Consider the following 22,492-nt stretch of genomic DNA (forward strand, 5'->3'; position numbering starts at 1 on the left):
TAATGGCGGCATTGCATTTGCGCCCATTGCCTTGGCAGGGCGGGCTTTGCCATATGGTGGCCTGCAACCCTGATGAGACATATGACCCAGTTCAACGACACGTCTTCCCTTCTTGCCTTCCTCAAATCCCGCAAGTCCGCCTCGGCCAAGGCCATGACAGGCCCCGGTCCCAGTGACGAGCAGCTCAAGGCCATGCTTTCGCTTGCGGTGCGCGTGCCGGATCACGGCAAGCTGGCGCCGTGGCGCTTCATCTCGTTCACCGGTGATGCCCGGGCCAAGGCCGGGGAGAAGTTTGCTGCCCGCTGGAAGGAACTCCACCCGGAGCCGGGCGAGGACAGCCTCGCCTTCATGAAGGGTTTCCTGATGCGGGCACCCGCCGTTGTGGCCGTGGTCTCGAAAGCCGCACCCCATCCCAAGATCCCCGTGTGGGAACAGCAGATGTCGGCGGGTGCCGTTGCCTTCAACCTCGAGCTTGCGGCTCTTGCCCACGGCTTCGATGCCACCTGGATCACCGATTGGGTGGCCTATGACGAAGTGGCGAAAGCCGCGATCGGCCTTGCTGCGGGTGAGCAGCTTGCAGGCCTCATTTTCATCGGCAAGGCGGCGGCGCCTCTCGAAGACAGGCCGCGCCCCGACGTCGACCAACTTCTCACGGCATGGAGCGGCTGATGGCCATCAAGGGTGTCTTGTTCGACAAGGATGGCACGCTGATCGAGGTGAACGGCACCTGGGTGCCGCTCTACCGCCAGATGCTGACCGAGGACTTCGACGTTCCGGCCGATCAGGTCGAGGACATGCTGATCCGTGGCGGCTACGAACCCGCGACGGGCGCATTCCGCGCGGGGAGCGCACTCGCCGCAGGCACCACCGCGCAGATCGCCGCGCTGTGGTGGCCGGGGCTCTCGCAGGAAGAATTGAAAAAGCGCGTGGCGGTGATCGACAACGACATTGCACCCCGCGCCAAGGAGTTCATCAAGCCGCTGATGGAGCTTTCCAAGGTGTTCGACGAGTTGCGCGCCATGGGGCTCCGTCTCGGCGTAGCGACCAATGACAGCTTCCGCTCCGCCGAGGCGCAGATGAACCATCTCGATGTGCATCACTATTTTGAGCACATCATCGGGTGGGATTCGGTCGTGGTGCCGAAGCCCTCCGGCCACATGATCGAGTACTTCTGCTCCAGAACCGGCCTCAAGCCTGAGGAAGTGGCCATGGTGGGCGACAACGGCCACGACATGGAGGAGGCACGCCACGGCGGGGCAGGGCTCGCGGTTGCGGTGCTGACAGGCAACTCCGCCCATTCCGAAATCGCCCACATGGCGGATCACACGTTGCAGAGCGTGGCCGATCTGCCGGCACTTCTGCGGAGCCTCTGATGTTCTACGATGCGATCCGCAACGATCACGGCTTCGCTGTCGATCCGATCAAGGCCATCGTTGCGCCGCGTCCCATTGGCTGGATTTCGACCGTCTCTGCCGCTGGCGTGAACAATCTGGCGCCCTACAGCTTCTTCAATCTGTTCTCGGACAATCCGAGCTACGTCGCCTTCGGATCTGGCGGACGCAAGGACTCGCTCACCAACATCGAGGCCACCGGCGAATTTGCCGTGAACCTCGCGACCTTCGATCTCCGCGAGCAGATGAATGCCTCTTCAGCGACCGTACCGCCCCATGTGGACGAGTTCGAGCTTGCACGGCTGACGGCTGTCCCGTGCCGCTTCATCAAGTGCAATCGCGTGGGCGAGAGCCCGGCAGCACTCGAATGCCGCCACTACAAGACCATCGACCTGCCCAATGATGATGGCCACGTCGACGACTTCCTTATCATCGGCCGTGTGGTCGGCGTGCATATCGATGATCGCTACATTAACGATGGCCGCGTTGATACCGCCGCCCTGAAGCCGCTGGGCCGCCTTGGCTATGCCGAGTATGCGACCGTCGAGAATGTTTGGCGGATGCGCCGCCCGGCCTGACCTTACTGCTCACACGGGACGCTTCTTCACCATTACCTGGCGCAGGCACTGGGCCACAAGCGTGCCATCCTGCTTGAAGGCGCGGTGATCGAACTCCACGATACCGGCATCGGGCCTTGATCTGCTTTCGCGCTTCGAGGCCACGCGGGTGCTGACATTGATGGTGTCGCCCTGGAAGAGCGGGGCCGGGAACTTCACCTCGGTCATGCCGAGGTTGGCGACGATCGTGCCGGTGGTCAGGTCATTGACCGAAATCCCCACCATCAGGCCCAGCGTGAAAAGCGAATTCATCAGCGGTTGGCCCCACTCGGTGGTCTTGCAGAACTCCCTGTCGATGTGGAGCGGCTGCGGATTGTAGGTGAGGGCGGAGAAGAAGATGTTGTCCAACTCGGTGACCGTCCGGCGGATGGGGTGGTCATAGGTCTTGCCCACCTCGCAGTCCTCAAACCACAGCGCTGGCATTTCGTCCTCCAGAGTCAAATGCTTGCAGCGGAATGAAGCCCATCAGGCAGGAAAGGGCAACTGCATCAGAACTGGCGAATGCACATAAAAAAATACAACTAATGCGACAGTGAACCAAGGGGATGAGTCGTGACGCGAGTCCTGAACGGACGTGGAACGCCACAATTTCGCCATTGTGGAAAAGCCTGTGGACATGAGTTGAAAACCTCATTTTTTCATTGCCTTAGGCCCTGTGAAAAAGCTGTGGAAAAGCTGTTTAACGCCTCGTTAACCAAGCGGGCGCAGGACTCGCGAAACGTGCAGGGGAACCGGCACGTGGAGGGGCCCCAAGGCCCAGGTGGTTGCAAAAGAGAGTCGCGTCACATGGTCAGTTGTCTTCTCATCGACAGGAATGCAGGCGAGCGTCACAAGCTGTCCGGCCTGATGGCCGAACTTGGTTTCGACTGCACGGAACTTCCCGAGGCGTCGGATGCCATCCGCTATTGCGAGATGTACCGTCCCGACGTCGTGGTCATGGCGGCCGGCACCGCCGACGATGCGCTGGATTTCCTGCGCTTTGCTCCGGGTACGGACGATGGCCGCCCCGTGGTGATCTTCTATTCGGATACGCCCGACGTCGAAACCATGGGCGAGGCCATCCGCGAGGGTGCAGCCGAATTCCTGCTGAAGCCCTTCGACCGCGACCTTCTCAAATTCAAACTCCGCCAGTCCGGCGTCATTCCCGCCCGCGCCAACTGACGGCAATCCTTGCCGAAACGTGAACGGGCATGGTGAACCGATTGTTAAGGGATGCACTTTACCCTCACACCAGTTTCGCGTGGATCGGAAAATGCTGGTCGAGTCTGTCTCCGGGTTGGATGTCACTGTTCTGGAAGCTGTCATAGAGACGGGAGGTGCGTCTGCGCGCATCGCGTTGGCGCGCCAGCTCTGCACGCTGATCGCGGATGCGGACACGCCGGATAGCGAGCGCGAAGAAGTTCTTCCCGTCATGCTGAAGCTCGCGGTCGACGAAGAGCGCGCGGTGCGCGCCGTCATGGCGGAAGAGCTGTCCTCGATCCAGAACATCCATCCTGATCTTCTCTTCTGCATCATTGCTGGCGAAGACGAACTTGCTCTTCCCTTCCTGAAGGTGACGCCGGCGCTCAATCCCTGGCAGATGGTGGCAGTTCTCCGCGTGGGCGATGAAGCCCGCCAGTGCACGGTCGCCGGCCGTTACGACATCACCGAAGAGGCCGCGGCCTACATCATCAAGTCGTCACCCGTCGCCGTCGTTCTCGCCATGCTCGACAACGAGGCCGTGGCGCTCGACACCAATGACATGCGCGCCCTCTACACCCGGCTCGGGCAGTCGGGCGACCTTGTTGACCGGCTCCTCGCCATGCCGGACCTGCCGCTCGACATCCGCATCGTTCAAGCGAAGCGCGCTGCCATGCGCATGCGCCAGCTCATGGCCGAGCGTTCCTGGCTCGCCGCCAACGATGCCTCAGAGCTCGTCTCCGATGCTGAGGACAGTGCCGTCCTCGCCGTTCTCACATCTGCCGAACCGGAAGACCTCGTGCGCGGCATCGCCTTCCTTGCCGCCAAGAACCTGTTGACGCCTGCACTCATCATCCGCGCCGCCTGCCTCGGCGAAATGCGCGTGGTCGAGGCCTCGCTGGCGCATCTCTCGGGGTACACGCCGCAGCGCGCCGCCTCGATGATGTACAGCCGCGGAGGGATGAAGTCGCTGCATTCCAAGTGCGGCCTGCCGCCATCCTGCGCCGGCATCCTGCAGGCCTTTGCCGATGTTGTGGTGGAAGCCCGCGCCGAAGGCATCAATCTTGGCCGCGACAGTTTTGGCCGCCGCCTGCTCGAAGCGCTGATGACGCGCTATGAGAACCTGTCACCGGCGGACCGCGCCAAGCAAATCGAGTACATCGGCCGTTTCGCCGAAGAGCGGGTGCGCAAGATTGCCCGGCAGCTCAAGGCCGATTTGCAGCGCGCCGCCTGAGTATCGCAAGCGCACCCTTCGAGGCCGCTTCGCCGCACCTCAGGGTGAGGTGGTGCTGTACTCCTCATGCTGAGGTGCTTTGCCGAAGGCAAAGCCTCGAAGCATCTCTCTCAGAACTTGAACTGCTCGTTCAGCACGCGTTCGGCGAGGCTGTGGCCCGGATCAAAGAGAATGCGCACCGAGCGCTTCTTGTCTTCGGCGATGTCGACGCGCTCCACGTGTCGCACTTCCAGATGATCTGCCACCGCCGCCACCGGGCGCTTTCCCGACTCGTGGATGAGGAAGGTCACCTTCGCCTTCTGCGGCAGGATGGCGCCGCGCCAGCGCCGCGGCCGGAAGGCGCTGATCGGCGTCAGCGCGAGCAGGGGAGAGCCGATGGGCAGGATCGGTCCATGGGCGGACAGATTGTAGGCCGTGCTGCCGACGGGCGTCGCCAGCAGGATGCCGTCGCAGGCGAGTTCATCAAGCCGCACCTGGCCATCGACCACCACCTGGATCTTGGCCGCCTGGTGGCGCTGACGCAGAAGCGAGACTTCGTTGAAGGCGATGGCCGACTCCTTCTTTCCGTCGGTCGAGAGCGCCGTCATCTTCAGCGGGTGGATCGTGGTGAGTTCCGCAGCGTGGAGCCGCGCCTCGAGATCCTTCTCGCTGAAGTCGTTCATCAGGAAGCCCACCGTGCCGCGGTTCATGCCGTAGATGGGAAGACCGGTCGACACGAAGCGGTGCATGGTCTGTAGCATCATGCCGTCGCCGCCGAGGGCGACCACCACGTCGGCATTCTCGGGCTCGTGGGTACCGAACAGCTTGCGCAGCCTGTTCACCGCCCGGCGGGCGGCAGGACTGTCGGAGGCCACGAAGGCAATGCGGTTCAGTTTCATCGGGCGGCAGGGGCTGGCGGGTTGACGGGGGCGGAAAGGCGTTCCATGGAGAAGCGCAACCTAACCCGCTTCCAACCCATTGCATAGGCCACCTTTTTCATGACCCGCGCCATTGTCATCTGCACCACCTGCAAGCACGCCGATGGCCGGAAGCTGGACGACGCAGGCCGGACCGCCGGAAGCTACATGGTCGAAGCCGTGGAAACAGTGCTGGCCGAAAAGGGCCGGAATGACGTCACCATCCAGACCCAGGCCTGCCTGTGGAACTGCACACGGCCCTGTTCCGTGGTGGTACGGGATGACGAGCGCTTCTCCTATGTGACGGGCGCGAACCAGCCGACCCGGGAGCAGGCCGAGGCAATTCTCGCGTGGTTCGACATGCACGGTGCCACGGAAACAGGCGAAGTGCCGTTCCGCCAATGGCCCGACCTGATGCGCGGGCACTTCATCGCCCGCATGCCGCCCGTCGCCAAGGGAGAGAAGGCATGACCGTCACGCTCGTTCTTGGCGGAGCCCGGTCCGGCAAGTCGCGCCATGCCGAGAGCCTGTGTTCCGGCGAGCGGCACTACGTGGCGACGGCACAGGCCTTCGACGATGAAATGCGCGCCCGCATTGCCAAGCATCGCTGTGACCGGGGCGGCAACTGGGTGACCCACGAGGTGACCGAGGCGCTGCCCGGAAAGCTGAAGGAGATCGATGCGGTCGGCCGTGTCATCCTGGTCGATTGCCTCACCCTGTGGCTCTCGAACCTGATGCTCGCCGAGAAGGATTGGGATGGTCCTGCGCAGGAGCTTGTGTCGCTTCTGACCCATATGAAAGCCGATGTGGTGCTGGTCACGAATGAAGTGGGCCTGAGCATTGTGCCGGAAAATGCATTGGCCCGCGCATTCCGCGATGCCCAGGGCATCCTCAACCAGCGCGTGGCACAGGTGGCGGACAAGGTCGTCTTCGTAGCGGCAGGCCTGCTGCTCGTCCTCAAGGGCTGAAATCGTCACACGGCAAAGGCGAAGAGCACCAGCAGCACGAACATGACCAGCATGGCGCGGTCATAAAGCTTGAGACCTGTCTCGATGTCCTGACGGAGGAAGTGGTCGCGGCCATCACCCATGTAGGGCAGTTTCACGAATTCGCCGCCATAGGTGCGGGGCCCGCCGAAGCGCATGTTGAGGGCGCCCGCCATCGCGGCCTCTGGCCAGCCCGCATTGGGCGAACGGTGGCGGCGGGCATCGCGCCATGTGATCCGTGCGGCCTTCACCGCCTGATCCTTACCGCTGAAGAGGGCGGCTGCGACGAAGAGCAGTGCCGTGAGACGCGAAGCGGGAAGATTGACGAGATCATCGAGGCGGGCTGCAGCCCAGCCGAAGTGAAGATACTGCGGGGTCTTGTGGCCGATCATCGAGTCCGCCGTGTTGATCGCCTTGTAGATGGCAATCGCAGGCAGGCCGCCGATGGTCAGCGTGCCGACGCAGTACCAGAAGACGGGCGCAACGACGCCGTCGGCAGTGTTCTCCGCAAGGCTTTCCAGCGCGGCCTTCACCACATCCGACACCCCAAGACCGCGCGTGTCGCGGCCCACGATGTTGGCGACCGCAATGCGGCCCGCAGCGAGCGAGGAACTCAGCGCCACGTTCACATCGCGCACATGATCGCGGAGCGATTTCTGCGCGATGAGGGATGAGGCGAGCAGCGCGCTCAAGGCCCAGCCGTAGGGAATGAGATTGCACACCGCGTTGATGGCAGTCGCAGCAATCCACACGCCCGTGCAGAGAAGCAGCACGGCGAGGATGCCGTTCAGGCGCGAGAGCGACTTGACGTGCGCCATGGTGTTCATGCGCTCGTCCATCAGGTTGATGAGTTTCCCCATCCAGGTCACGGGATGACCGATCAGTTTGTAAAGCCAGTTGGGATAGCCAACGACCCGTTCCACCACGGTGGAGATCACCGGTTGGGAACCCGCATCAAGCAGGTTGAGGAGAAAGGGGGGAGGCGGGGTCATGGATCCGTGGAGGGGCGCGGGGGCTTGGGAGCGAAGGTATAGGCTATGTGGGTGTCGTTGCGATGTCCAATAGGCGGGAAAGGTTTACATGCATTTCGAGGTGCCGGGCGAGGGCGTCGAGGGTGCTGTCAACAAGGTGGTCGTAGGCCAGCGGGCTGGCCCTGCCGCCGAGACTTTGCAGGAAGGCGGCCCGGAAGGTATCGCTGACGAGGCAGCCGTGCAGGTAGGTCCCCATGATCCGGCCGTCCGCGCTCGCGGCCCCGTCGTGGCCGCGGCCGGTCGTTGCAAAAGGTCTGGCACAATCCGGTCCCGTCGTTTCCCCCAGATGGATTTCATACGCCCGGATGGGCATGCCGGTTCCCACGTGGGTGCCGGCCGTCTCGGTCACGGTCTTGTCCGGGAGAAGGGTGGTCTCGACATCGAGAAGGCCCAGGCCATCCACGCTCTGCACCGGACCTTCGAGACCCTGCGGATCATGGATGCGGCGGCCGAGCATCTGGTAACCGCCACAGAGGCCGAGCACGCGGCCACCACGGCGGTGGTGGGCGGCGAGGTCAATGTCCCAGCCGTTGGCGCGGAGGGCTGCGAGATCGCTGATCGTCGACTTGCTGCCGGGAATGATCACGAGGTCGGTGTCGCCGGGCAGGGCCTCGCCCACATTGACGAAGATGAGCGAGACATTGGCCTCGGCCCGCAAAGGATCGAGGTCGTCGAAGTTGGCTATGCGGGGCAGGCGCAGCACGGCGACCTTCAGTGAATCCTTGGCGAAGCGCCCCGTCATTTCTTCGAGGGCAACGGCATCCTCGGCTGGCAGATGCCGTGCCGCTTCGAAGTGCGGCACCACACCAAGGCACGGCAGTCCGGTGCGCCTCGTGATCTCGTCGCGCCCTTCATCAAACAGGTTGGGATCTCCGTGGAACTTGTTGATGAGAAACGCCTTCAGCAAAATCCGGTCAGCCTCATCGAGGACCATGTGTGTGCCGACGATGGAGGCGATCACGCCACCGCGGTGTATGTCGCCAACCAGCACCGCTGGAATGTTCATGGCTTGGGCAAAGCCGAAATTGGCGAGATCACCGGTCCGCAAGTTTGTCTCTGCCGGGCTGCCCGCACCCTCCACGAGGATGAGGTCGTGGGTACCGCAGAGGCGGCGGAAGCTTTCGGTGATGGCGGGCAGGAACTCGCCCCGGCGCTTGAAGTAGTCGCGCGCCTTGAGGGTCATGCGCCGTTCGCCCTGCACGATCACCTGTGCGCCTGTCTCGCTCTCGGGCTTGAGCAGCACCGGGTTCATGTGAACCGACGGGGCGATGCGGGCAGCGCGCGCCTGCAGGTGCTGGGCCCGGCCGATCTCTCCCCCGTCAATGGCGACAGCAGCGTTATTGGACATGTTCTGCGGCTTGTAGGGTGCGACCCTGATGCCCCGGTTGGCGAAGGCGCGGGCGAGGCCGGCGACGATCAGGGACTTCCCCACATCGCTTCCCGTGCCCATGAACATGATTGCCTTCGCCGTCATGGCGCGCTCGCGATGATGTGGGCGTAACTGCCCATGACCCTGCCGATCCGCTGGCCCATGGGGCCAAGGTCTTGGCCCGCCGCGGTCTGCGCCGTGAAGAGGGGCTCGGCGCCGGGTTTCACCGTCGCGGTGGAGTAGTGGAACTCATGACCGCGCATCTGGGCCGGGAAGGGACCGCCGGCGCAAGAGAGCGCCCGGTAGCCGAGATGGAGCTTGCGGGTGGCGAAGCTGGTCTCGAGGGGCAGGAGGCCGGCCATCGCGTGGCGCCTGCCGTCGGCGTGGGTCAGCCCCTCACCCAGCACCATGTAGCCGCCACACTCGCCATAGACCGTCCCGGTGAAGCGGCGCACGCCTGTCATGAAACGGGTGTTGGCAGCGAGGCGCCCGGCATGAAGTTCGGGATAGCCGCCCGGCAGGAAGAGGGCATCGGCCGAGGCATCCGGCGCCTCATCGGCAAGCGGCGAGAAGGGCAGGATCTCCGCCCCGGCGCGGCGCCAGTTGGCCAGCAGATGGGCATAGGAAAAGCCGAATGCTTCGTCCTTCGCCACGGCGATCCGCTGTCCCAGGGCCGGCAGGATTACGGCCTCCGGTTGATTCGGAATTTCCGCTCCAATTTGACGCATCTTGTCAAGAATTGTTTCACGTGTGACTCCTGCTGCCGCGCTTTCAATCAGGCTCTCAAGCCCCTGATTTTCCTGCGCTTGCACCAGTCCGAGATGCCTCGATGGCATGTGGATTGAGTCACTCTGCCGCAGCACCCCGATGACCGGTGGCGCTCCTGTGAGAGCGGCTTTCAGAAGGTTCGCATGGCGGTCGGACTTCACCCTGTTGAGGAAGATGCCCGCCACTGACACCTCCGGTCGGAAGCGCGTGAAGCCATGAACAAGGGCCGCTACCGTTTGCGCCTGATGGGCGCAGTCGATCACCAGGATGACGGGAAGGCCGAGGGCGGCGGCGAGGTCGGCGGTCGAGCCCGGAGCACCCTCCGGGCCGTCAAAGAGACCCATCACACCTTCGACGATGACGATGTCCGCCTCTGCCGCCTGGCGGGCGAGGAGGGCGCGGCAGGTGCTCTCACCCATGGCCCAGAGATCGAGGTTGACGCAGGGAGCCCCCGTCGCCGCGGCGTGAAAGCCGGGGTCGATGTAGTCAGGTCCGGCCTTGGCGGAGCGCACACGGTGGCCCGCATTCCTGAGGGCGCGCAGCAGCCCGAGGGTCACCAGCGTCTTGCCGCTGCCGGAAGCCGGCGCAGCAATGACGATGCCCCGGCCCAAGCGGGCTTCAGCCAATGGGGTTCTCCCGCAGCGCCGGGCCGTACCAGTCGAGCAGCGGCCGCCAGTCGCTGGCGTGGCCGACGATCACGATGGCCGGTGTCGGTGGCTCGTTGGCGGCGACATAGGCGCCTGCATCCGCAAGCGTGGTGGAGGCCACTTGCTGGTTCGGCATCGAGGCGTTGGACAGGATGGTCACGGGGTCGTCGCTGGGGCGGCCGTTGGACTGCAGCACGGCGGCGATCTCGCCCAGGTTCTTCACCGCCATGTACATGACGATGACGGGGGCAGCGGTGGCGATTGCCGCCCAGTTCACGTTGGCGGGCATGCGGCCGGTGGCATCGTGGCCGGTGAGGAAGATGACGGCGTGATTGGTATCACGGTGGGTGGCGGGAATGCCCGCATAGGCAAGGCCACCCACGCCGGCAGTGATTCCCGGCACGATGCGGAAGGGCACGCCCGCCTTGGCCAGCGTCTGGCTTTCTTCGCCGCCGCGGCCGAACATGAAAGGATCGCCGCCCTTGAGGCGCAGGACGCGCTTGCCCGAGCGCGCCAAGTCAATCAGGCGCTCGGAGATGTCGCGCTGGACGGGCGACGGCTTGCCGCCCCGCTTACCGGCGTATTCCAGTTCTGCCCCCACCCGCACCCAGCGCAGGATGTCGGGGTTGACGAGGGCATCGTAGACGACGACGTCGCAGTTCTGCATGGCATGGTAGGCGAGCAGGGACATGAGGCCCGGTGCACCCGGGCCCGCCCCCACAAGCCAGACCCAACCCGCCTCGAAATGAGGGAAGGGTTCGTGGTCAAGTCGGGCAAAGCCGGGGCTGTGGTTGTCGCCTTCCCAGGGCTTTGCGCTTTTCGTTGGCGCGTGGCTCATGGCCCCTTATACCCATGGCCGATGCCCCGGGAAAAGCCACAACAGACATTGCGTCGCGGTTGGACGACAGGTGCCTGCGCCACAGCGGCCACGAAGGCCGCCCTGACGGCCCTGCTGACGGGGCGCTTCCCTGACCCGGTGGAGATCACGCTGCCCAAGGGCGAGAGGGTATCCTTCGCGCTGGCCCGGGAGGACCGGGGGGCGGACTGGGCGCAAGTCGGCATCATCAAGGACGCGGGCGACGATCCGGATGTGACCCATGGTGCCATGGTAATGGCCAAGGTCTGGTTGCGGCCCGAGGGCGTCACATTTGCAGCGGGTGAGGGCGTGGGGACGGTGACGAAGCCCGGCCTCCCGGTTCCGGTCGGCGAACCCGCCATCAATCCCGTGCCGCGCCAGATGATGACCGCCGTTGCCGCCGAACTCGGCACCGGTGCCGAGATCGAGATTTCCATTCCGGGTGGTGCCGCCCTTGCCGGGAAGACGTGGAACCCGCGGCTGGGCATCGTCGGCGGCCTCTCCATTCTCGGCACGACGGGGATTGTCAATCCGTTCTCCTGCGCGGCGTGGATTGCCTCCATCCATCGCGGCATCGATGTGGCGCGCGCCATCGGACTTTCCCACGTCGCAGGCTGCACCGGGTCCACATCGGAGGACGCTGTCAGGGCCCGCTTCGGCTTGCCGCTCGAGGCGATGCTCGACATGGGCGACTTTGCGGGCGGCGTGCTCAAGTATCTTCGCCTGCATCCCGTGCCGCGCCTCACAATCGGCGGCGGCTTCGGCAAGATGACGAAGCTGGCGCAGGGGCACATGGACCTGCACTCGGGCCGCAGCCAGGTGGACTTCACCTGGCTGGCGGAGCGAGTTGCGCCATCGCTGCGCCAAGAGGTTCTTGCCGCGAACACGGCGCAGCACGTGCTCGAGATGGCAGGCCCGGCGCTGGCCGAAGATGTCGCAGTGTCGGCGCTCGCAGAAGCGCGCAAGGTGCTGGGTGACGCGCCGGTCGTAACCGATCTGATGATCGTCGACCGCGCCGGAAAGGTGATCGCCCATGCCGCGTGAGCACCGCATTCTCATCCTTGCCGGAACAGCCGAGGCGCGCAATCTCGCCAATGCCCTTGTGGCTCAAGGCAGTGACGTCATCTCCTCCTTTGCGGGCGTAACCCAGGATCCGCTGCTGCCCGTGGGACGCATTCATCGCGGCGGCTTCGGCGGCAGCGAAGGCTTGCGCGATTTCCTCCGCGCCGAACGAATCTCGCTTGTCGTCGATGCAACCCATCCCTTCGCGGCGCAGATGTCGGCGCAGGCCAGTGCCGCCTGCGTTGCTGAACACATCCGGCTTTTGCGTCTCGAGCGCCCGCAATGGCAGGCGGAGCAGGGGGATCACTGGATATCGGCGGCAGACATGGCCGATGCCGTGACGCGCATTCCGGCGGACTCCCATGTGCTGGTCACGACGGGCCGCAAGGGGCTGGCCGGTCTCTTTGCCCGGCGGGATTTGACAGGGCTCGTCCGCTCCATCGAAAAGCCGGCGGAGAAACTGTCTGACGGCTGGTCGCTGCTCCTCGATCGCCCACCCTACAACACCGAGTCCGAGCAGCGTCTCATGGAGGTGGAAGGCATCACCTGCCTCCTCACCAAGAATGCGGGCGGCGGAAGCACCGTTGCGAAACTCACCGCGGCGCGGGCCCTTGGGCTTCCCGTAGTGATGATTGCGCGCCCCTTCAAACCGCCCTGCGAGACCTTTGCCACCGTGCCGGAGGCCTTGCTTGGAATCGCCCCAAAGGCGGGTTAGTCTTCTGAATTCAACCAGAAAGGGTTTCGAGATGCTGCGGAAGTTGCTCGGCGTATTGGCTGCCACTGTGCTCTTTGCCGGGGCGGCTTCGGCTTCGACACTCGAGGATGTGAAAGCCCGCGGCAAACTCCTCTGCGGCGTGAACTCGGGACTTCAAGGCTTTGCCGAGAAGCAGGCAGATGGCAGCTGGGCCGGCTTCGACGTGGACTATTGCAAGGCGCTTGCGGCCGCCGTTCTCGGCGATGCATCGAAGGTCGAGTTCGTCGGCCTCACCGCCCAGGACCGCTTCGACAAGCTGAAATCGGGTGCCGTCGATATCCTTGCCCGCAACACCACGTGGACCATGGAGCGCGAGACCAAGCTGCCGTTCCGCTTTGCCGGCATCAGCTATCACGACGGACAGGGCTTCATGGTGTCCAAGCTCTCGGGCGTGACCTCCGTCTACAACATGAGCCAGGCGTCGATCTGCTTCGTCAGCGGGACAACCACGCAAGCCAATGTCGACGACTATTTCCGCGAGAAGGAAATGGCCTACACGGCGCAGACCTTCTCCACCATCACGGATGCCGTCGCCGCCTATGAGGCGGGCAAGTGCGATGCCTACACGGCGGATCAATCGCAGCTCTATGCGGTTCGCCTCAAGTTGGCGAAGCCGGAAGATCACATCATCCTCCCCGAGGTGATCTCGAAGGAGCCGCTCGGCCCGGCCGTGCGGGTTGGTGACGAGCAGTGGTTCAACATCGCCCGCTGGACTCTCTTTGCGCTGATCGATGCCGAGGAACTGGAAGTGCGTGGCCCCGGCGTTGCCGAAGCGAAGGAGAAGTCGAAGAAGCCGAATGTCCGCCGTCTGCTCGGGCTTGAAGGCACGTTCGGTGTTGACCTCGGTCTCGATGCGGAGTGGGCCGCACGGGCCATCGCCGCTGTCGGGAACTATGGCGAAATCTTTGACCGCAATCTCGGCGCCGGATCAAAGCTGCAGATCGAGCGTGGCCTCAACAACCTGTGGGACAAGGGCGGCATTCTCTACGTGCCGCCCGTGCGCTGATCAGCCCGTTGCGACCGGGTTGGTGCTTGCGCCCCACTCGGTCCATGAGCCGTCATAAAGTGCATGATCGCGCACGCCGAGTTCGGTGAGAGCGAGGGTCAGGATCGCTGCCGTCACCCCTGAGCCGCAGCTCGTGATCACCGGCTTTTCCAAGTTGATTCCTGCACTTGCGAACTTTTTTGAAAGTTCATTCGCAGGCCTCATCGTGCCGTCCGTCTGGAGCAGCGAGGCATAGTGGACGTTCTTCGCGCCCGGCATGTGGCCGGGGCGGACGCCGGGGCGCGGCTCCTGTTCTTCGCCGCGGAAGCGTGTGCCGGAGCGGGCATCGGCAACCTGTGCCGATCCGCTGTCGAGGGCCTTCGCCACATCGGCCATGCCCTTCACCATGCTGGCGCGGACGCGCGGCGTGAAGTGCCGTTCCTGTGGAGGCACAGGAGGACCATCTTCCAGCGGCCGACCCTCGCGTTGCCACTTGGGCAGACCGCCATCGAGTACGGCGACATCGTCATGGCCCATGGCTTTGAACATCCACCAGCACCGCGCCGCAGAGAAGAGCCCGGCGCTGTCGTAGCAGATCACCTTCTTGCCATCGCCGACACCAAGCTTCTTCACGGCGCTTGCAAACTGCGCCGGTGGCGGCAGCATGTGCGGCAGGCTGGAGGTGCGGTCAGAGATGGCATCAATGTCGAAGAAGCGGGCGCCGGGAATGCGCGCCGCCAGAAATTCCGCCTTGGCATCGCGCTTCACTGCGGGCAGATGCCACGACGCATCGAGGATCACGATGTCGGGGGCATGGAGGCGCTGGCCCAGCCAGTCGGTCGATACGAGATTGCTCATGATAGCCTTCAGGGATTGGCCAGCACCAAACGGATGCGACGGTTGATCTTGCCCTTGTTCTGGATCTTGTCGACGAGAATGGGGCCGATCTCGCCGGTGGCCTTGACGTGGGTGCCGCCGCAGGGCTGGAGATCGATGCGGCCATCCTCGCCAATCAGCACGAGGCGTACCTTGCCGGTGCCGCGCGGCGGCTTCACGAACATGGTGCGCACGAGTTCCGGATTGGCATCCAGTTCCTCGTCGGTGATCCACCGCGTGCTCACGGGATGGTTGTCGGTGATCCACGCATTGATCTTCTCGCCGAGCGCAGTGCGATCCGGAATCTGCCCCTCGGGTATATCGAAGTCGATGCGTCCGCCATCCTCGGTGATCGAGGAACCGGTGACGGGGAAGGGCACCGCCGCGCAAAGCAGATGCATCATGGTGTGGCAGCGCATGATGCGCTGGCGATGAGCCCAGTCGAGTTCGGCGGTGACCGTGTCGCCAACCGCCGGAACAGGTTGTCCCTCCGCCGGCACGTGCACCACGTTCTTCTGTTCGTCGTAAACTGTCGTGGCGATGACGATGGGCTGGCCGTTCAGTGTCAGTGTACCCTTGTCACCCGGCTGTCCGCCCGCAGTGGCATAGAATACGGTGCGGTCGAGCAGGATTCCGCCGCGCTCGTTTACCGCTACGACCATGGCCTCGCAGGATGTTGCGTAGGCGTCCTCGCGGAAGAGCAGGGTGGTCACTTCGGGACCTCTTCGAAGACCTTGGGTGCCGTCGAAGGCGCCTCAAGCCAGCGTGGCACCGGCAGATTCTTGGAACGCAGGAAGGCTGGGTTGAAGATCTTCGAAGCGTAGCGGGTGCCGTAGTCGCAAAGAATCGTCACGATGGTGTGGCCCGGACCAAGCTGTTTAGCGAGTCGGATGGCGCCTGCGACGTTGACGCCGGTCGAGCCGCCCATGCAAAGGCCCTCGTGCTCGAGCAGGTCGAAGGCAACCGTGAGCGCTTCGTCGTCCGGAATCTGGAAGGCATCATCGACGACGATGCCCTCGAGGTTCTTGGTGATGCGGCCCTGACCGATGCCTTCGGTGATGGAAGAACCTTCCGACTTCAGTTCGCCTGTCTTGTAGTAGCTGAAGAGGGCTGCCCCCATGGGATCGGCGAGGGCAATCTTCACATTCTTGTTGCGCTCCTTGAGCGCGAGGCTGACGCCGCCCAGCGTACCGCCGGAGCCTACCGCCGCGACGAAGCCATCCACCTTGCCTTCGGTCTGTTCCCAGATCTCGGGAGCTGTGGTTTCGATGTGCGCTTGCCGGTTGGCCACGTTGTCGAACTGGTTGGCCCAGACGCCGCCCATGGCCTTTGCGAGGCGGCCCGAATACTTCACGTAGTTGTTGGGGTTCTTGTAGGGCACCGCCGGCACTTCGACGAGCTCGGCGCCGAGCTGGCGCAGTGCGTCCTTCTTTTCCTGCGACTGCGTTTCGGGAATGACGATGACGCTGCGGATGCCGAGGGCATTCGCCACCACGGTGAGTCCGATGCCGGTATTGCCGGCCGTGCCTTCGACGATCGTGCCGCCGGGCTTGAGTTCGCCGCGGGCCATGGCATCCTTGATGATGAAGAGCGCAGCGCGATCCTTGACCGACTGGCCGGGGTTCATGAACTCCGCCTTGCCGAGAATGGTGCAGCCGGTGAGTTCGGACGCCTTGCGCAGCTTGATCAAGGGCGTGTTGCCGATGGCGGCGGTGACGTCGGTGCGAATGTGCATTTCAAGGGTCCTTTGGCCACAACAATGGCGGCTCGCTGCCGTGGCGTCAAATCGAGGAAACTAAAACAAAACGCCGGCCCTGGGGACCGGCGTTTAAAGATCTGGCTCCCCGACCTGGACTCGAACCAGGGACCATTCGATTAACAGTCGAATGCTCTACCAACTGAGCTATCGGGGAATGTGGCGCGGGCTTTAGCAGAGCCGAATTGCCAGTCAAAGTGTTTTTTGCCCAGCCGGCCGGCGGGCCACCCAGGGGGTGAAACTTCAGCTTTCCCTCCTATATGTAGTGATCGTTGAAGGAGAAGAACGTGCGGTCGGTCAAATTCCTGGGCAAAAGCGTACCCGTGCCAGGGCACCCCATCCTGAGGGCCATCCTTGGGGTGGCGCTGGTGTTGGGCGGCTTCCTCGGCTTCCTGCCGGTCCTGGGCTTCTGGATGCTGCCCCTCGGCCTTCTGATTCTGTCGATCGATTTCCCGCCCGTGCGGCGGTTCCGGCGGGCGGTGACGGTGAAGATCGTGGACTGGCTGTCGCGGCGTTTTCCGGGGCTGTCACAGAAGCTGGGCTTGGGCCGCCGCCGCTCCAACAGGAAGTCGTCTGCCTACCCCTGAACCCGGGGTTTCAGCGCCATTCGTTCTGCCGGAAGTTTAATGGAGGCCTCGGAGGGAATCGAACCCCCGTACAAGGATTTGCAGTCCTCTGCGTAGCCACTCCGCCACGAGGCCATTGGGTCGTCTCGCACTCGAAGGAGCGGTCAACAATCCGGTCGGGGCTATAGACGACTGTCCCGCCTCGCACAACCTTTCCCTGTCAATTGAAGAATCTTGTGGCAGACTTGCTTAAGAGGCGGGGCTGCGGCCATTCCATGCATGAAAAACACTTGAAACAACTGGTAACCTATACTCTAAAGCATATATCGAATTGATAGGTGGCTCGCGCAGGCGTGAGTCGGGGTGCAGGATATGATGACCTACTTGAAAAGCCGTTTGTTGCAGCAGGCCGCATTTGCAGGCCTGACAGCAGTGATGCTGGGCGTGACGCCTGCGGCACAGGCCGAATCCTTCAAGCAGGCGTTGGTAAACGCCTATCGCAGCAATCCTACACTTCAGGGTGACCGGGCCCGTCAGCGCAGCACTGATGAACTGGTGCCGTCGGCCAAGTCGGGCTGGCGTCCGCGCATCGAAGCCAGCGGAGACGTTTCCCGCAATTACTCGAACCCGGAAGGCGTCCCCGACAGGGACTGGACCTCGAGTTCAGTCGACATCCAGCTGACGCAGCCGTTGTTCCGCGGCTTCAAGACCGTGGAAGGGGTGGCCGAGGCCCGTGAAAACGTGAAGGCCGGACGCCAGCAGCTCCTTGCTGTTGAACAGCAGGTTCTGTTGGATGCCGCGACCGCCTACATGAATGTGATCCGTGACCGCCGCATCCTGGCACTGCGCGAGCAGAACGTTGCCAACCTGCAGCGACAGGCCAACGCGGCGCAGGCCCGGTTCGAAGCGGGTGAAGTCACCCGCACGGATGTCTCGCAGGCCCGTGCCCGCGTGAGCGGTGCGAAGGCGCAGGTCGCTTCGGCCCGTTCCACGCTTGCCGAAAGCTCGGCGCGCTATGCCCAGATCATCGGCCACAAGCCGGACAAGCTGGCAACGCCCGGCTTTGCCAACAATCCGAAGACGCTGAGCGCTGCGATCGAGATCGCCAGCAGCGTCAACCCCAACATTCTTCAGGCCGCACATACCCAACTCGCACAGGAGCATGCGGTCGAGGTGGCGAAGGGTGATCTTCTGCCATCGGCCAGCCTGCAGGCCAGCGCGTCGTTGTCGAATGATGCACAATTCGGCGGGGGCGAATCCCGGTCCGCCAACATTGCGGGTGTGCTCAACGTACCGATCTACGAGGCGGGCGCCGTTTATTCGGATGTGCGCCGCGCCAAGCAGATCGAAAGCCAGCGCCGCATTCAGGTGGTTGAGGCAGGGCGCGCCGTCGTCAAGGGCGTGACCACGGCGTGGAACTTCCTCTCGGCGGCCCGTGAAGTGATTGTCTCCGCCCGTGCGCAGGTGGCCGCAGCGGCTGAAGCCCTGAACGGTGTGCAGCAGGAGTACCTGGTCGGCTCACGCTCGACCATCGACGTGCTGAACGCCGAGCAGGAAGTGATAAACGCCCGCATCAACCTTGTTTCCGCCGAGCATGATCATGTGCTCGCCTCCTACGAGCTTCAGGCGGCGATCGGCAAATTGACGGCCCGCAATCTCGGCCTGGCCGGCCCCTATTACGACGCAGGGGAAAATTACCGTCGCGTGAAGAACAAGTGGATCGGAACCGACGTCGAGACGGTCGAATAACCAGCCACGGCGGGTCTCTCCGGACGTGACATTTCCACGCAAGTTGCTATTGATAGGGTGACGGTGTTCGACGCTGCCGGTGTGGGCCGGCAGTCTTGTTGGGGGTATTGGGTTGTCGATCGAACCAAAAATGGAAGACCTGCTGGCCTCCATCCGCAAGGCAATCGACAGCGATGAGGATGAGCCGGGCTCTTCGACCGCAAGCGAGTCGCGTGGCACGCTGATGCGTGGTGCGCTGCGGGAATTGCGCGTCAATCTCAGCGAAACGAAGCAGCGCAACCGGGAAGCCCGCGAGGAAATCGCAGAACTTCGCGGCCGCATCCTGCGCAGTTCCCAGGAACCGCCGCCCATTCCTGCGCCGCCCCGCCGCGCTGCCCGTCCGCTGCTCGAACCGCAGCGCCCGCCCGCCACGGCGCGCAACGATTTCAAGACCATTCTTGCTGGCCGCCAAAGCCAGCTTCAGCAGATGCGGGAACAATCTCCCCGGATTGATCGCCGCTCGGCCCAGCGGCAGCCCGAGCCACCGCCCATTCGCACCCGCACGCTGCAGGACGAATTCGACGAGATCACTTACGGTGGACCGTCCATTCCGGCGCCGCCGGTCGTGGAGCCGCCTTACGTTCCACCCTTCGAACAATCTTATGGACCGGGCTACACGGAAGACAATTTCCAACCCGATCCGCCGGCCCCGCCGGCGCGCGCCTACCATCCGCCCGCGACCCAGCAGCCGATGATGTCCCATCATGCCGAAGCGGTGACGGAAGCCGCCTTCCGGCACTTGTCTGAATCGCTGTTTTCGCAGGGTATGGGCGGGCGCTCACTCGAAGATGTGACGCGCGAACTTCTCCGCGGCATGCTGAAGCAGTGGCTGGATGACAACCTTCCTCCGCTGGTCGAGCGTCTGGTGCGCGAGGAAATTGCGCGGGTTGCCCGGAACGGCCGCTGAGCGGCCAACCGCGCCTCCCGGACCATCTGTAAAACACCCCACCTGATCAGTTGCTTGGGGCAGGACTGCCCTCTATACGCGGGCGCAAACAAACAGTGATTTTGCGCCATCATGCTCGACAAGACCTTTACGCCTGCCGATATCGAAGCCCGCCTCTATGAAGGCTGGGAAAAGGGCGGCTATTTCAAGCCGGGCCGCAAGCCCAAGGCGGATCCCTACACGATCGTCATTCCGCCGCCCAACGTGACCGGCTCGCTCCACATGGGGCATGCCCTCAACAACACGATCCAGGATATCCTCGTGCGTTTCGAGCGCATGCGCGGCAGGGATGTGCTCTGGCAGCCGGGCACCGATCACGCCGGCATCGCCACCCAGATGGTGGTGGAGCGGCTTCTCGCGAAGGAGAACAATACCGACCGCCGCAGCATGGGCCGCGAAGCGTTCCTGAAGCGCGTGTGGGAGTGGAAGGCTGAGTCCGGCGGCACCATCGTCAAGCAGTTGAAGCGCCTCGGCGCATCCTGCGACTGGAGCCGCGAGCGCTTCACAATGGACGAAGGCCTTTCGGCCGCGGTGCGCAAAGTTTTCGTTCAGCTCTTCCGGGATGGCCTGATCTACAAGGACAAGCGCCTTGTGAACTGGGACCCCAAGCTTCTCACCGCCATCTCGGACCTTGAGGTGGTGCAGAAGGAAGTGAAGGGCAATCTCTGGCATCTCAAGTATCCGATCATCGATGGTGCGCCGGGCGAAGAGATCATCGTCGCCACCACGCGCCCCGAGACGATGCTGGGCGATACCGGCATTGCCGTTCATCCCGAGAACGAGAAGCTGAAGCACCTCATCGGCAAGCACGTGCGACTGCCGCTTGTCGGCCGCATCATTCCGATCGTGGGTGACGACTATGCCGACCCTGAAAAGGGAACCGGTGCCGTGAAGATCACGCCTGCCCACGACTTCAACGATTTCGACGTGGGCAAGCGCCACAACCTTGCGCAGATCAACATGCTCGACCAGTTCGGCAAGCTGGATCTCAAGGGTGATGACTTTGTTGCGGGCGTTGCGCCCTCGGACGAACTGAGCAAGACCCTCGCCATGCACGGCCTCGACCGCTTCGAGGCACGGAAGCAGATCGTCGCACGACTGGAAGAGCAGGGCATTCTCGACAAGATCGAGCCTCACACACATCAGGTTCCGCACGGTGACCGCTCTGACGTTGTGATCGAGCCCTGGCTCACCGAGCAGTGGTATGTGAACGCCGCCGAACTCGCCAAGCCCTGCATTGCGGCAGTGGAGAAGGGCGACACGGTGTTCGTGCCCAAGAACTGGGAGAAGACCTACTTCGAGTGGATGCGGAACATCCAGCCGTGGTGCATTTCGCGCCAGCTCTGGTGGGGACACCAGATCCCCGCCTGGTATGGGCCTGATGGAAAGTATTTCGTCGAGGAAACGGAGCAGGCGGCGCTTTCCGCCGCAACCGCGCACTACGGCAAGGTGGTGACGCTGCGCCGCGACGAGGACGTGCTCGACACCTGGTTCTCCTCCGCTCTCTGGCCGTTCTCCACGCTGGGCTGGCCGGAGAAGACGCCGGAACTCAAGCGTCACTACAGGACCGACGTGCTCGTCACCGGCTTCGACATCATCTTCTTCTGGGTGGCCCGCATGATGATGATGGGCCTGCACTTCATGAAGGAAGTGCCGTTCCACACCGTCTACATCCATGCCCTGGTCCGCGACGAGAAGGGCCAGAAGATGTCCAAGTCCAAGGGCAACGTCATGGACCCGCTCGAGATCGTGGACAGCTATGGTGCGGATGCGCTGCGCTTCACGCTGGCGGCGATGGCGGCCCAGGGTCGCGACATCAAGCTCTCGACCACCCGTGTGGAAGGCTACCGCAACTTCGCAACCAAGCTGTGGAATGCCACGCGGTTTGCCGAGATGAACGGCGTGAAGCATGTGCCCGGCTTTGATCCTGTCGCGGCCCGCGTCACCGTCAATCGCTGGATTGCCGGCGAGATGGCCCGTGCGCATGCGGCCGTCACCAAGGGCATCGAGGACTACAAGTTCAACGAAGCGGCGGGTGCTGCCTACCAGTTCGTCTGGAACGTGTTCTGCGACTGGTATGTGGAACTGATCAAGCCGATCCTGTCTGGCACCGATGAAGCCGAGAAGGCGGAGACGCAGGCCACCTGCGCCTGGGTGCTGGAGCAGATCTTTGTGATGCTGCATCCCTTCATGCCCTTCATCACCGAGGAGTTGTGGCAGAAGACGGCCACGCGCGACACTTGGCTGATCGAGGCTCCGTGGGCCTCCTACACGGGCCTGGGTGATGCGGCTGCGGATGCTGAAATGGATTGGGTCATCCGCCTCGTTTCTGAGGTGCGCTCGGTGCGCGCCGAGATGAACGTCAACGCAGGCGCCAAGATTCCGCTGGTGCTGGTTGGCGCCGGCAAGGAGGCCCGCCGCCGGGCTGCCCAGTGGGAGGCCGAGATCATGCGGCTGGCCCGTCTGTCGTCCATCGCTTTCGAGGATCAGGTTCCGAAGGCCTCGGCCCAGATGGTGCTGGACGAGGCAACCGTGGCCTTGCCACTGGAAGGTGTGATCGACTTCGCTGCCGAGCGCACCCGCCTCGGCAAGGAACTGGAAAAGATCGCCAAGGACATGGGCGTGATCGACGGCCGGCTGAACAATGCAGCTTTCGTGGCCAAGGCCCCGGCCGAAGTGCTCGAGGAATCCCGCGAACTTCGCGCCGGCCTCGAGGCCCGCAAGGCGAAGGTCGAGGAAGCCCTGAAGCGCCTGGGGTAAGTCATTCCCAAAACACGTCATGCCC

Annotated in this window: 23 protein-coding genes and 2 tRNA genes; 14 read left to right on the forward strand and 11 right to left on the reverse strand. The window is 63.5% G+C overall.

Annotation, left to right across the window (positions count from 1 at the left end; translation table 11 throughout):
- The first annotated feature begins 72 nt into the window (after positions 1–72).
- From QM801_RS06410 to QM801_RS06420, 3 genes are read left to right on the forward strand one after another with little or no spacing between them, the layout of a single operon-like run.
- Entirely contained in the window at positions 73–669 is a 597-nt protein-coding gene (locus QM801_RS06410; RefSeq protein ID WP_415018380.1) for a nitroreductase, read from the forward strand.
- The gene (locus QM801_RS06415; RefSeq protein ID WP_415018381.1) at positions 669–1,373 is read left to right on the forward strand and encodes an HAD family hydrolase; all 705 of its coding nucleotides are present in this window, start codon (positions 669–671) and stop codon (positions 1,371–1,373) included. The genes QM801_RS06410 and QM801_RS06415 overlap by 1 nt, the downstream gene beginning before the upstream one ends.
- A complete protein-coding gene (locus QM801_RS06420) occupies positions 1,373–1,969 on the forward strand; it encodes a flavin reductase family protein (RefSeq protein ID WP_415018382.1) in 597 nt (198 codons plus the stop codon). Before QM801_RS06415 ends, QM801_RS06420 begins: the two co-directional genes overlap by 1 nt.
- A 9-nt stretch (positions 1,970–1,978) precedes the next feature.
- Here QM801_RS06420 and QM801_RS06425 read toward each other — a convergent pair whose 3' ends face one another.
- The gene (locus QM801_RS06425; RefSeq protein WP_415018383.1) at positions 1,979–2,431 is read right to left on the reverse strand and encodes a MaoC family dehydratase; all 453 of its coding nucleotides are present in this window, start codon (positions 2,429–2,431) and stop codon (positions 1,979–1,981) included.
- Between the two features lie 363 nt (positions 2,432–2,794).
- Here QM801_RS06425 and QM801_RS06430 point away from each other — a divergent pair, with 363 nt between their 5' ends.
- A complete protein-coding gene (locus QM801_RS06430; protein WP_415018384.1) occupies positions 2,795–3,169 on the forward strand; it encodes a response regulator in 375 nt (124 codons plus the stop codon).
- A 91-nt stretch (positions 3,170–3,260) separates the two neighbouring features.
- Positions 3,261–4,421, forward strand: coding sequence for a DUF2336 domain-containing protein (locus QM801_RS06435; protein ID WP_415018385.1), 1,161 nt, complete (start codon positions 3,261–3,263; stop codon positions 4,419–4,421).
- A gap of 110 nt (positions 4,422–4,531) precedes the next feature.
- Here the strand turns inward: QM801_RS06435 and QM801_RS06440 are convergent, their stop codons facing one another.
- Positions 4,532–5,299, reverse strand: coding sequence for an NAD kinase (locus QM801_RS06440; protein ID WP_415018386.1), 768 nt, complete (start codon positions 5,297–5,299; stop codon positions 4,532–4,534).
- Positions 5,300–5,398: 99 nt separating this feature from the next.
- On the opposite strand from QM801_RS06440, the gene QM801_RS06445 reads away from it, so the two are divergent.
- A complete protein-coding gene (locus QM801_RS06445; RefSeq protein ID WP_415018387.1) occupies positions 5,399–5,788 on the forward strand; it encodes a DUF1636 family protein in 390 nt (129 codons plus the stop codon).
- Entirely contained in the window at positions 5,785–6,285 is a 501-nt protein-coding gene (cobU, locus tag QM801_RS06450) for a bifunctional adenosylcobinamide kinase/adenosylcobinamide-phosphate guanylyltransferase (protein WP_415018388.1), read from the forward strand. Before QM801_RS06445 ends, cobU begins: the two co-directional genes overlap by 4 nt.
- A gap of 5 nt (positions 6,286–6,290) precedes the next feature.
- Here cobU and cbiB read toward each other — a convergent pair whose 3' ends face one another.
- The 4 genes from cbiB to cobA are packed head-to-tail and all read right to left on the reverse strand — an operon-like array spanning position 6,291 to position 10,956.
- A complete protein-coding gene (cbiB, locus tag QM801_RS06455; protein ID WP_415018389.1) occupies positions 6,291–7,295 on the reverse strand; it encodes an adenosylcobinamide-phosphate synthase CbiB in 1,005 nt (334 codons plus the stop codon).
- A gap of 43 nt (positions 7,296–7,338) precedes the next feature.
- Entirely contained in the window at positions 7,339–8,808 is a 1,470-nt protein-coding gene (locus QM801_RS06460) for a cobyric acid synthase (RefSeq protein ID WP_415018390.1), read from the reverse strand.
- Positions 8,805–10,097 carry a cobyrinate a,c-diamide synthase gene (locus tag QM801_RS06465; protein ID WP_415018391.1) on the reverse strand — a complete coding sequence of 431 codons (1,293 nt, stop codon included), beginning with the start codon at positions 10,095–10,097 and terminating at the stop codon, positions 8,805–8,807. The genes QM801_RS06460 and QM801_RS06465 overlap by 4 nt, the downstream gene beginning before the upstream one ends.
- Positions 10,090–10,956, reverse strand: a complete 867-nt coding sequence (gene cobA, locus QM801_RS06470) for a uroporphyrinogen-III C-methyltransferase (RefSeq protein ID WP_415018392.1) — start codon at positions 10,954–10,956, stop codon at positions 10,090–10,092. Before cobA ends, QM801_RS06465 begins: the two co-directional genes overlap by 8 nt.
- A gap of 21 nt (positions 10,957–10,977) precedes the next feature.
- Between cobA and QM801_RS06475 the strand changes: the two genes are divergently transcribed.
- From QM801_RS06475 to QM801_RS06485, 3 genes are read left to right on the forward strand one after another with little or no spacing between them, the layout of a single operon-like run.
- A complete protein-coding gene (locus tag QM801_RS06475; RefSeq protein WP_415018393.1) occupies positions 10,978–12,018 on the forward strand; it encodes a cobalt-precorrin-5B (C(1))-methyltransferase in 1,041 nt (346 codons plus the stop codon).
- Positions 12,008–12,751 (forward strand): cobalt-precorrin-6A reductase, encoded by a 744-nt coding sequence (locus tag QM801_RS06480; RefSeq protein ID WP_415018394.1) that lies wholly within the window; start codon positions 12,008–12,010, stop codon positions 12,749–12,751. The genes QM801_RS06475 and QM801_RS06480 overlap by 11 nt, the downstream gene beginning before the upstream one ends.
- Positions 12,752–12,782: 31 nt before the next feature.
- Positions 12,783–13,796, forward strand: a complete 1,014-nt coding sequence (locus QM801_RS06485) for an amino acid ABC transporter substrate-binding protein (protein ID WP_415018395.1) — start codon at positions 12,783–12,785, stop codon at positions 13,794–13,796.
- On the opposite strand, the gene sseA is transcribed toward QM801_RS06485, so the two are convergent.
- From sseA to QM801_RS06505, 4 genes are all read right to left on the reverse strand, one after another.
- On the reverse strand, positions 13,797–14,633 hold the full coding sequence (gene sseA, locus QM801_RS06490; RefSeq protein WP_415018396.1) for a 3-mercaptopyruvate sulfurtransferase: 837 nt from the start codon (positions 14,631–14,633) through the stop codon (positions 13,797–13,799).
- An 8-nt stretch (positions 14,634–14,641) separates the two neighbouring features.
- Complete coding sequence (locus QM801_RS06495) at positions 14,642–15,364, reverse strand: alanyl-tRNA editing protein (RefSeq protein ID WP_415018397.1); 723 nt, start codon at positions 15,362–15,364, stop codon at positions 14,642–14,644.
- Positions 15,361–16,386, reverse strand: a complete 1,026-nt coding sequence (locus QM801_RS06500) for a cysteine synthase A (RefSeq protein WP_415018398.1) — start codon at positions 16,384–16,386, stop codon at positions 15,361–15,363. The genes QM801_RS06495 and QM801_RS06500 overlap by 4 nt, the downstream gene beginning before the upstream one ends.
- 102 nt (positions 16,387–16,488) lie before the next feature.
- Positions 16,489–16,564, reverse strand: a tRNA-Asn gene (locus QM801_RS06505).
- A gap of 115 nt (positions 16,565–16,679) precedes the next feature.
- Here QM801_RS06505 and QM801_RS06510 point away from each other — a divergent pair.
- Complete coding sequence (locus QM801_RS06510) at positions 16,680–16,994, forward strand: hypothetical protein (protein WP_415018399.1); 315 nt, start codon at positions 16,680–16,682, stop codon at positions 16,992–16,994.
- A 40-nt stretch (positions 16,995–17,034) separates the two neighbouring features.
- Here QM801_RS06510 and QM801_RS06515 read toward each other — a convergent pair.
- Positions 17,035–17,108: transfer RNA gene (locus tag QM801_RS06515), tRNA-Cys, on the reverse strand.
- A 249-nt stretch (positions 17,109–17,357) separates the two neighbouring features.
- Between QM801_RS06515 and QM801_RS06520 the strand changes: the two genes are divergently transcribed.
- The 3 genes from QM801_RS06520 (at position 17,358) to QM801_RS06530 (ending at position 22,467) form a co-directional block, all read left to right on the forward strand.
- Positions 17,358–18,722, forward strand: coding sequence for a TolC family outer membrane protein (locus QM801_RS06520; RefSeq protein WP_415018400.1), 1,365 nt, complete (start codon positions 17,358–17,360; stop codon positions 18,720–18,722).
- Between the two features lie 112 nt (positions 18,723–18,834).
- Entirely contained in the window at positions 18,835–19,668 is an 834-nt protein-coding gene (locus QM801_RS06525; RefSeq protein ID WP_415018401.1) for a DUF2497 domain-containing protein, read from the forward strand.
- Between the two features lie 111 nt (positions 19,669–19,779).
- The gene (locus QM801_RS06530; RefSeq protein ID WP_415018402.1) at positions 19,780–22,467 is read left to right on the forward strand and encodes a valine--tRNA ligase; all 2,688 of its coding nucleotides are present in this window, start codon (positions 19,780–19,782) and stop codon (positions 22,465–22,467) included.
- Positions 22,468–22,492: the final 25 nt, after the last annotated feature.

The sequence above is a fragment of the Aestuariivirga sp. genome, from assembly GCF_047600585.1.
Classification (GTDB): Bacteria; Pseudomonadota; Alphaproteobacteria; order Rhizobiales; family Aestuariivirgaceae; genus Aestuariivirga.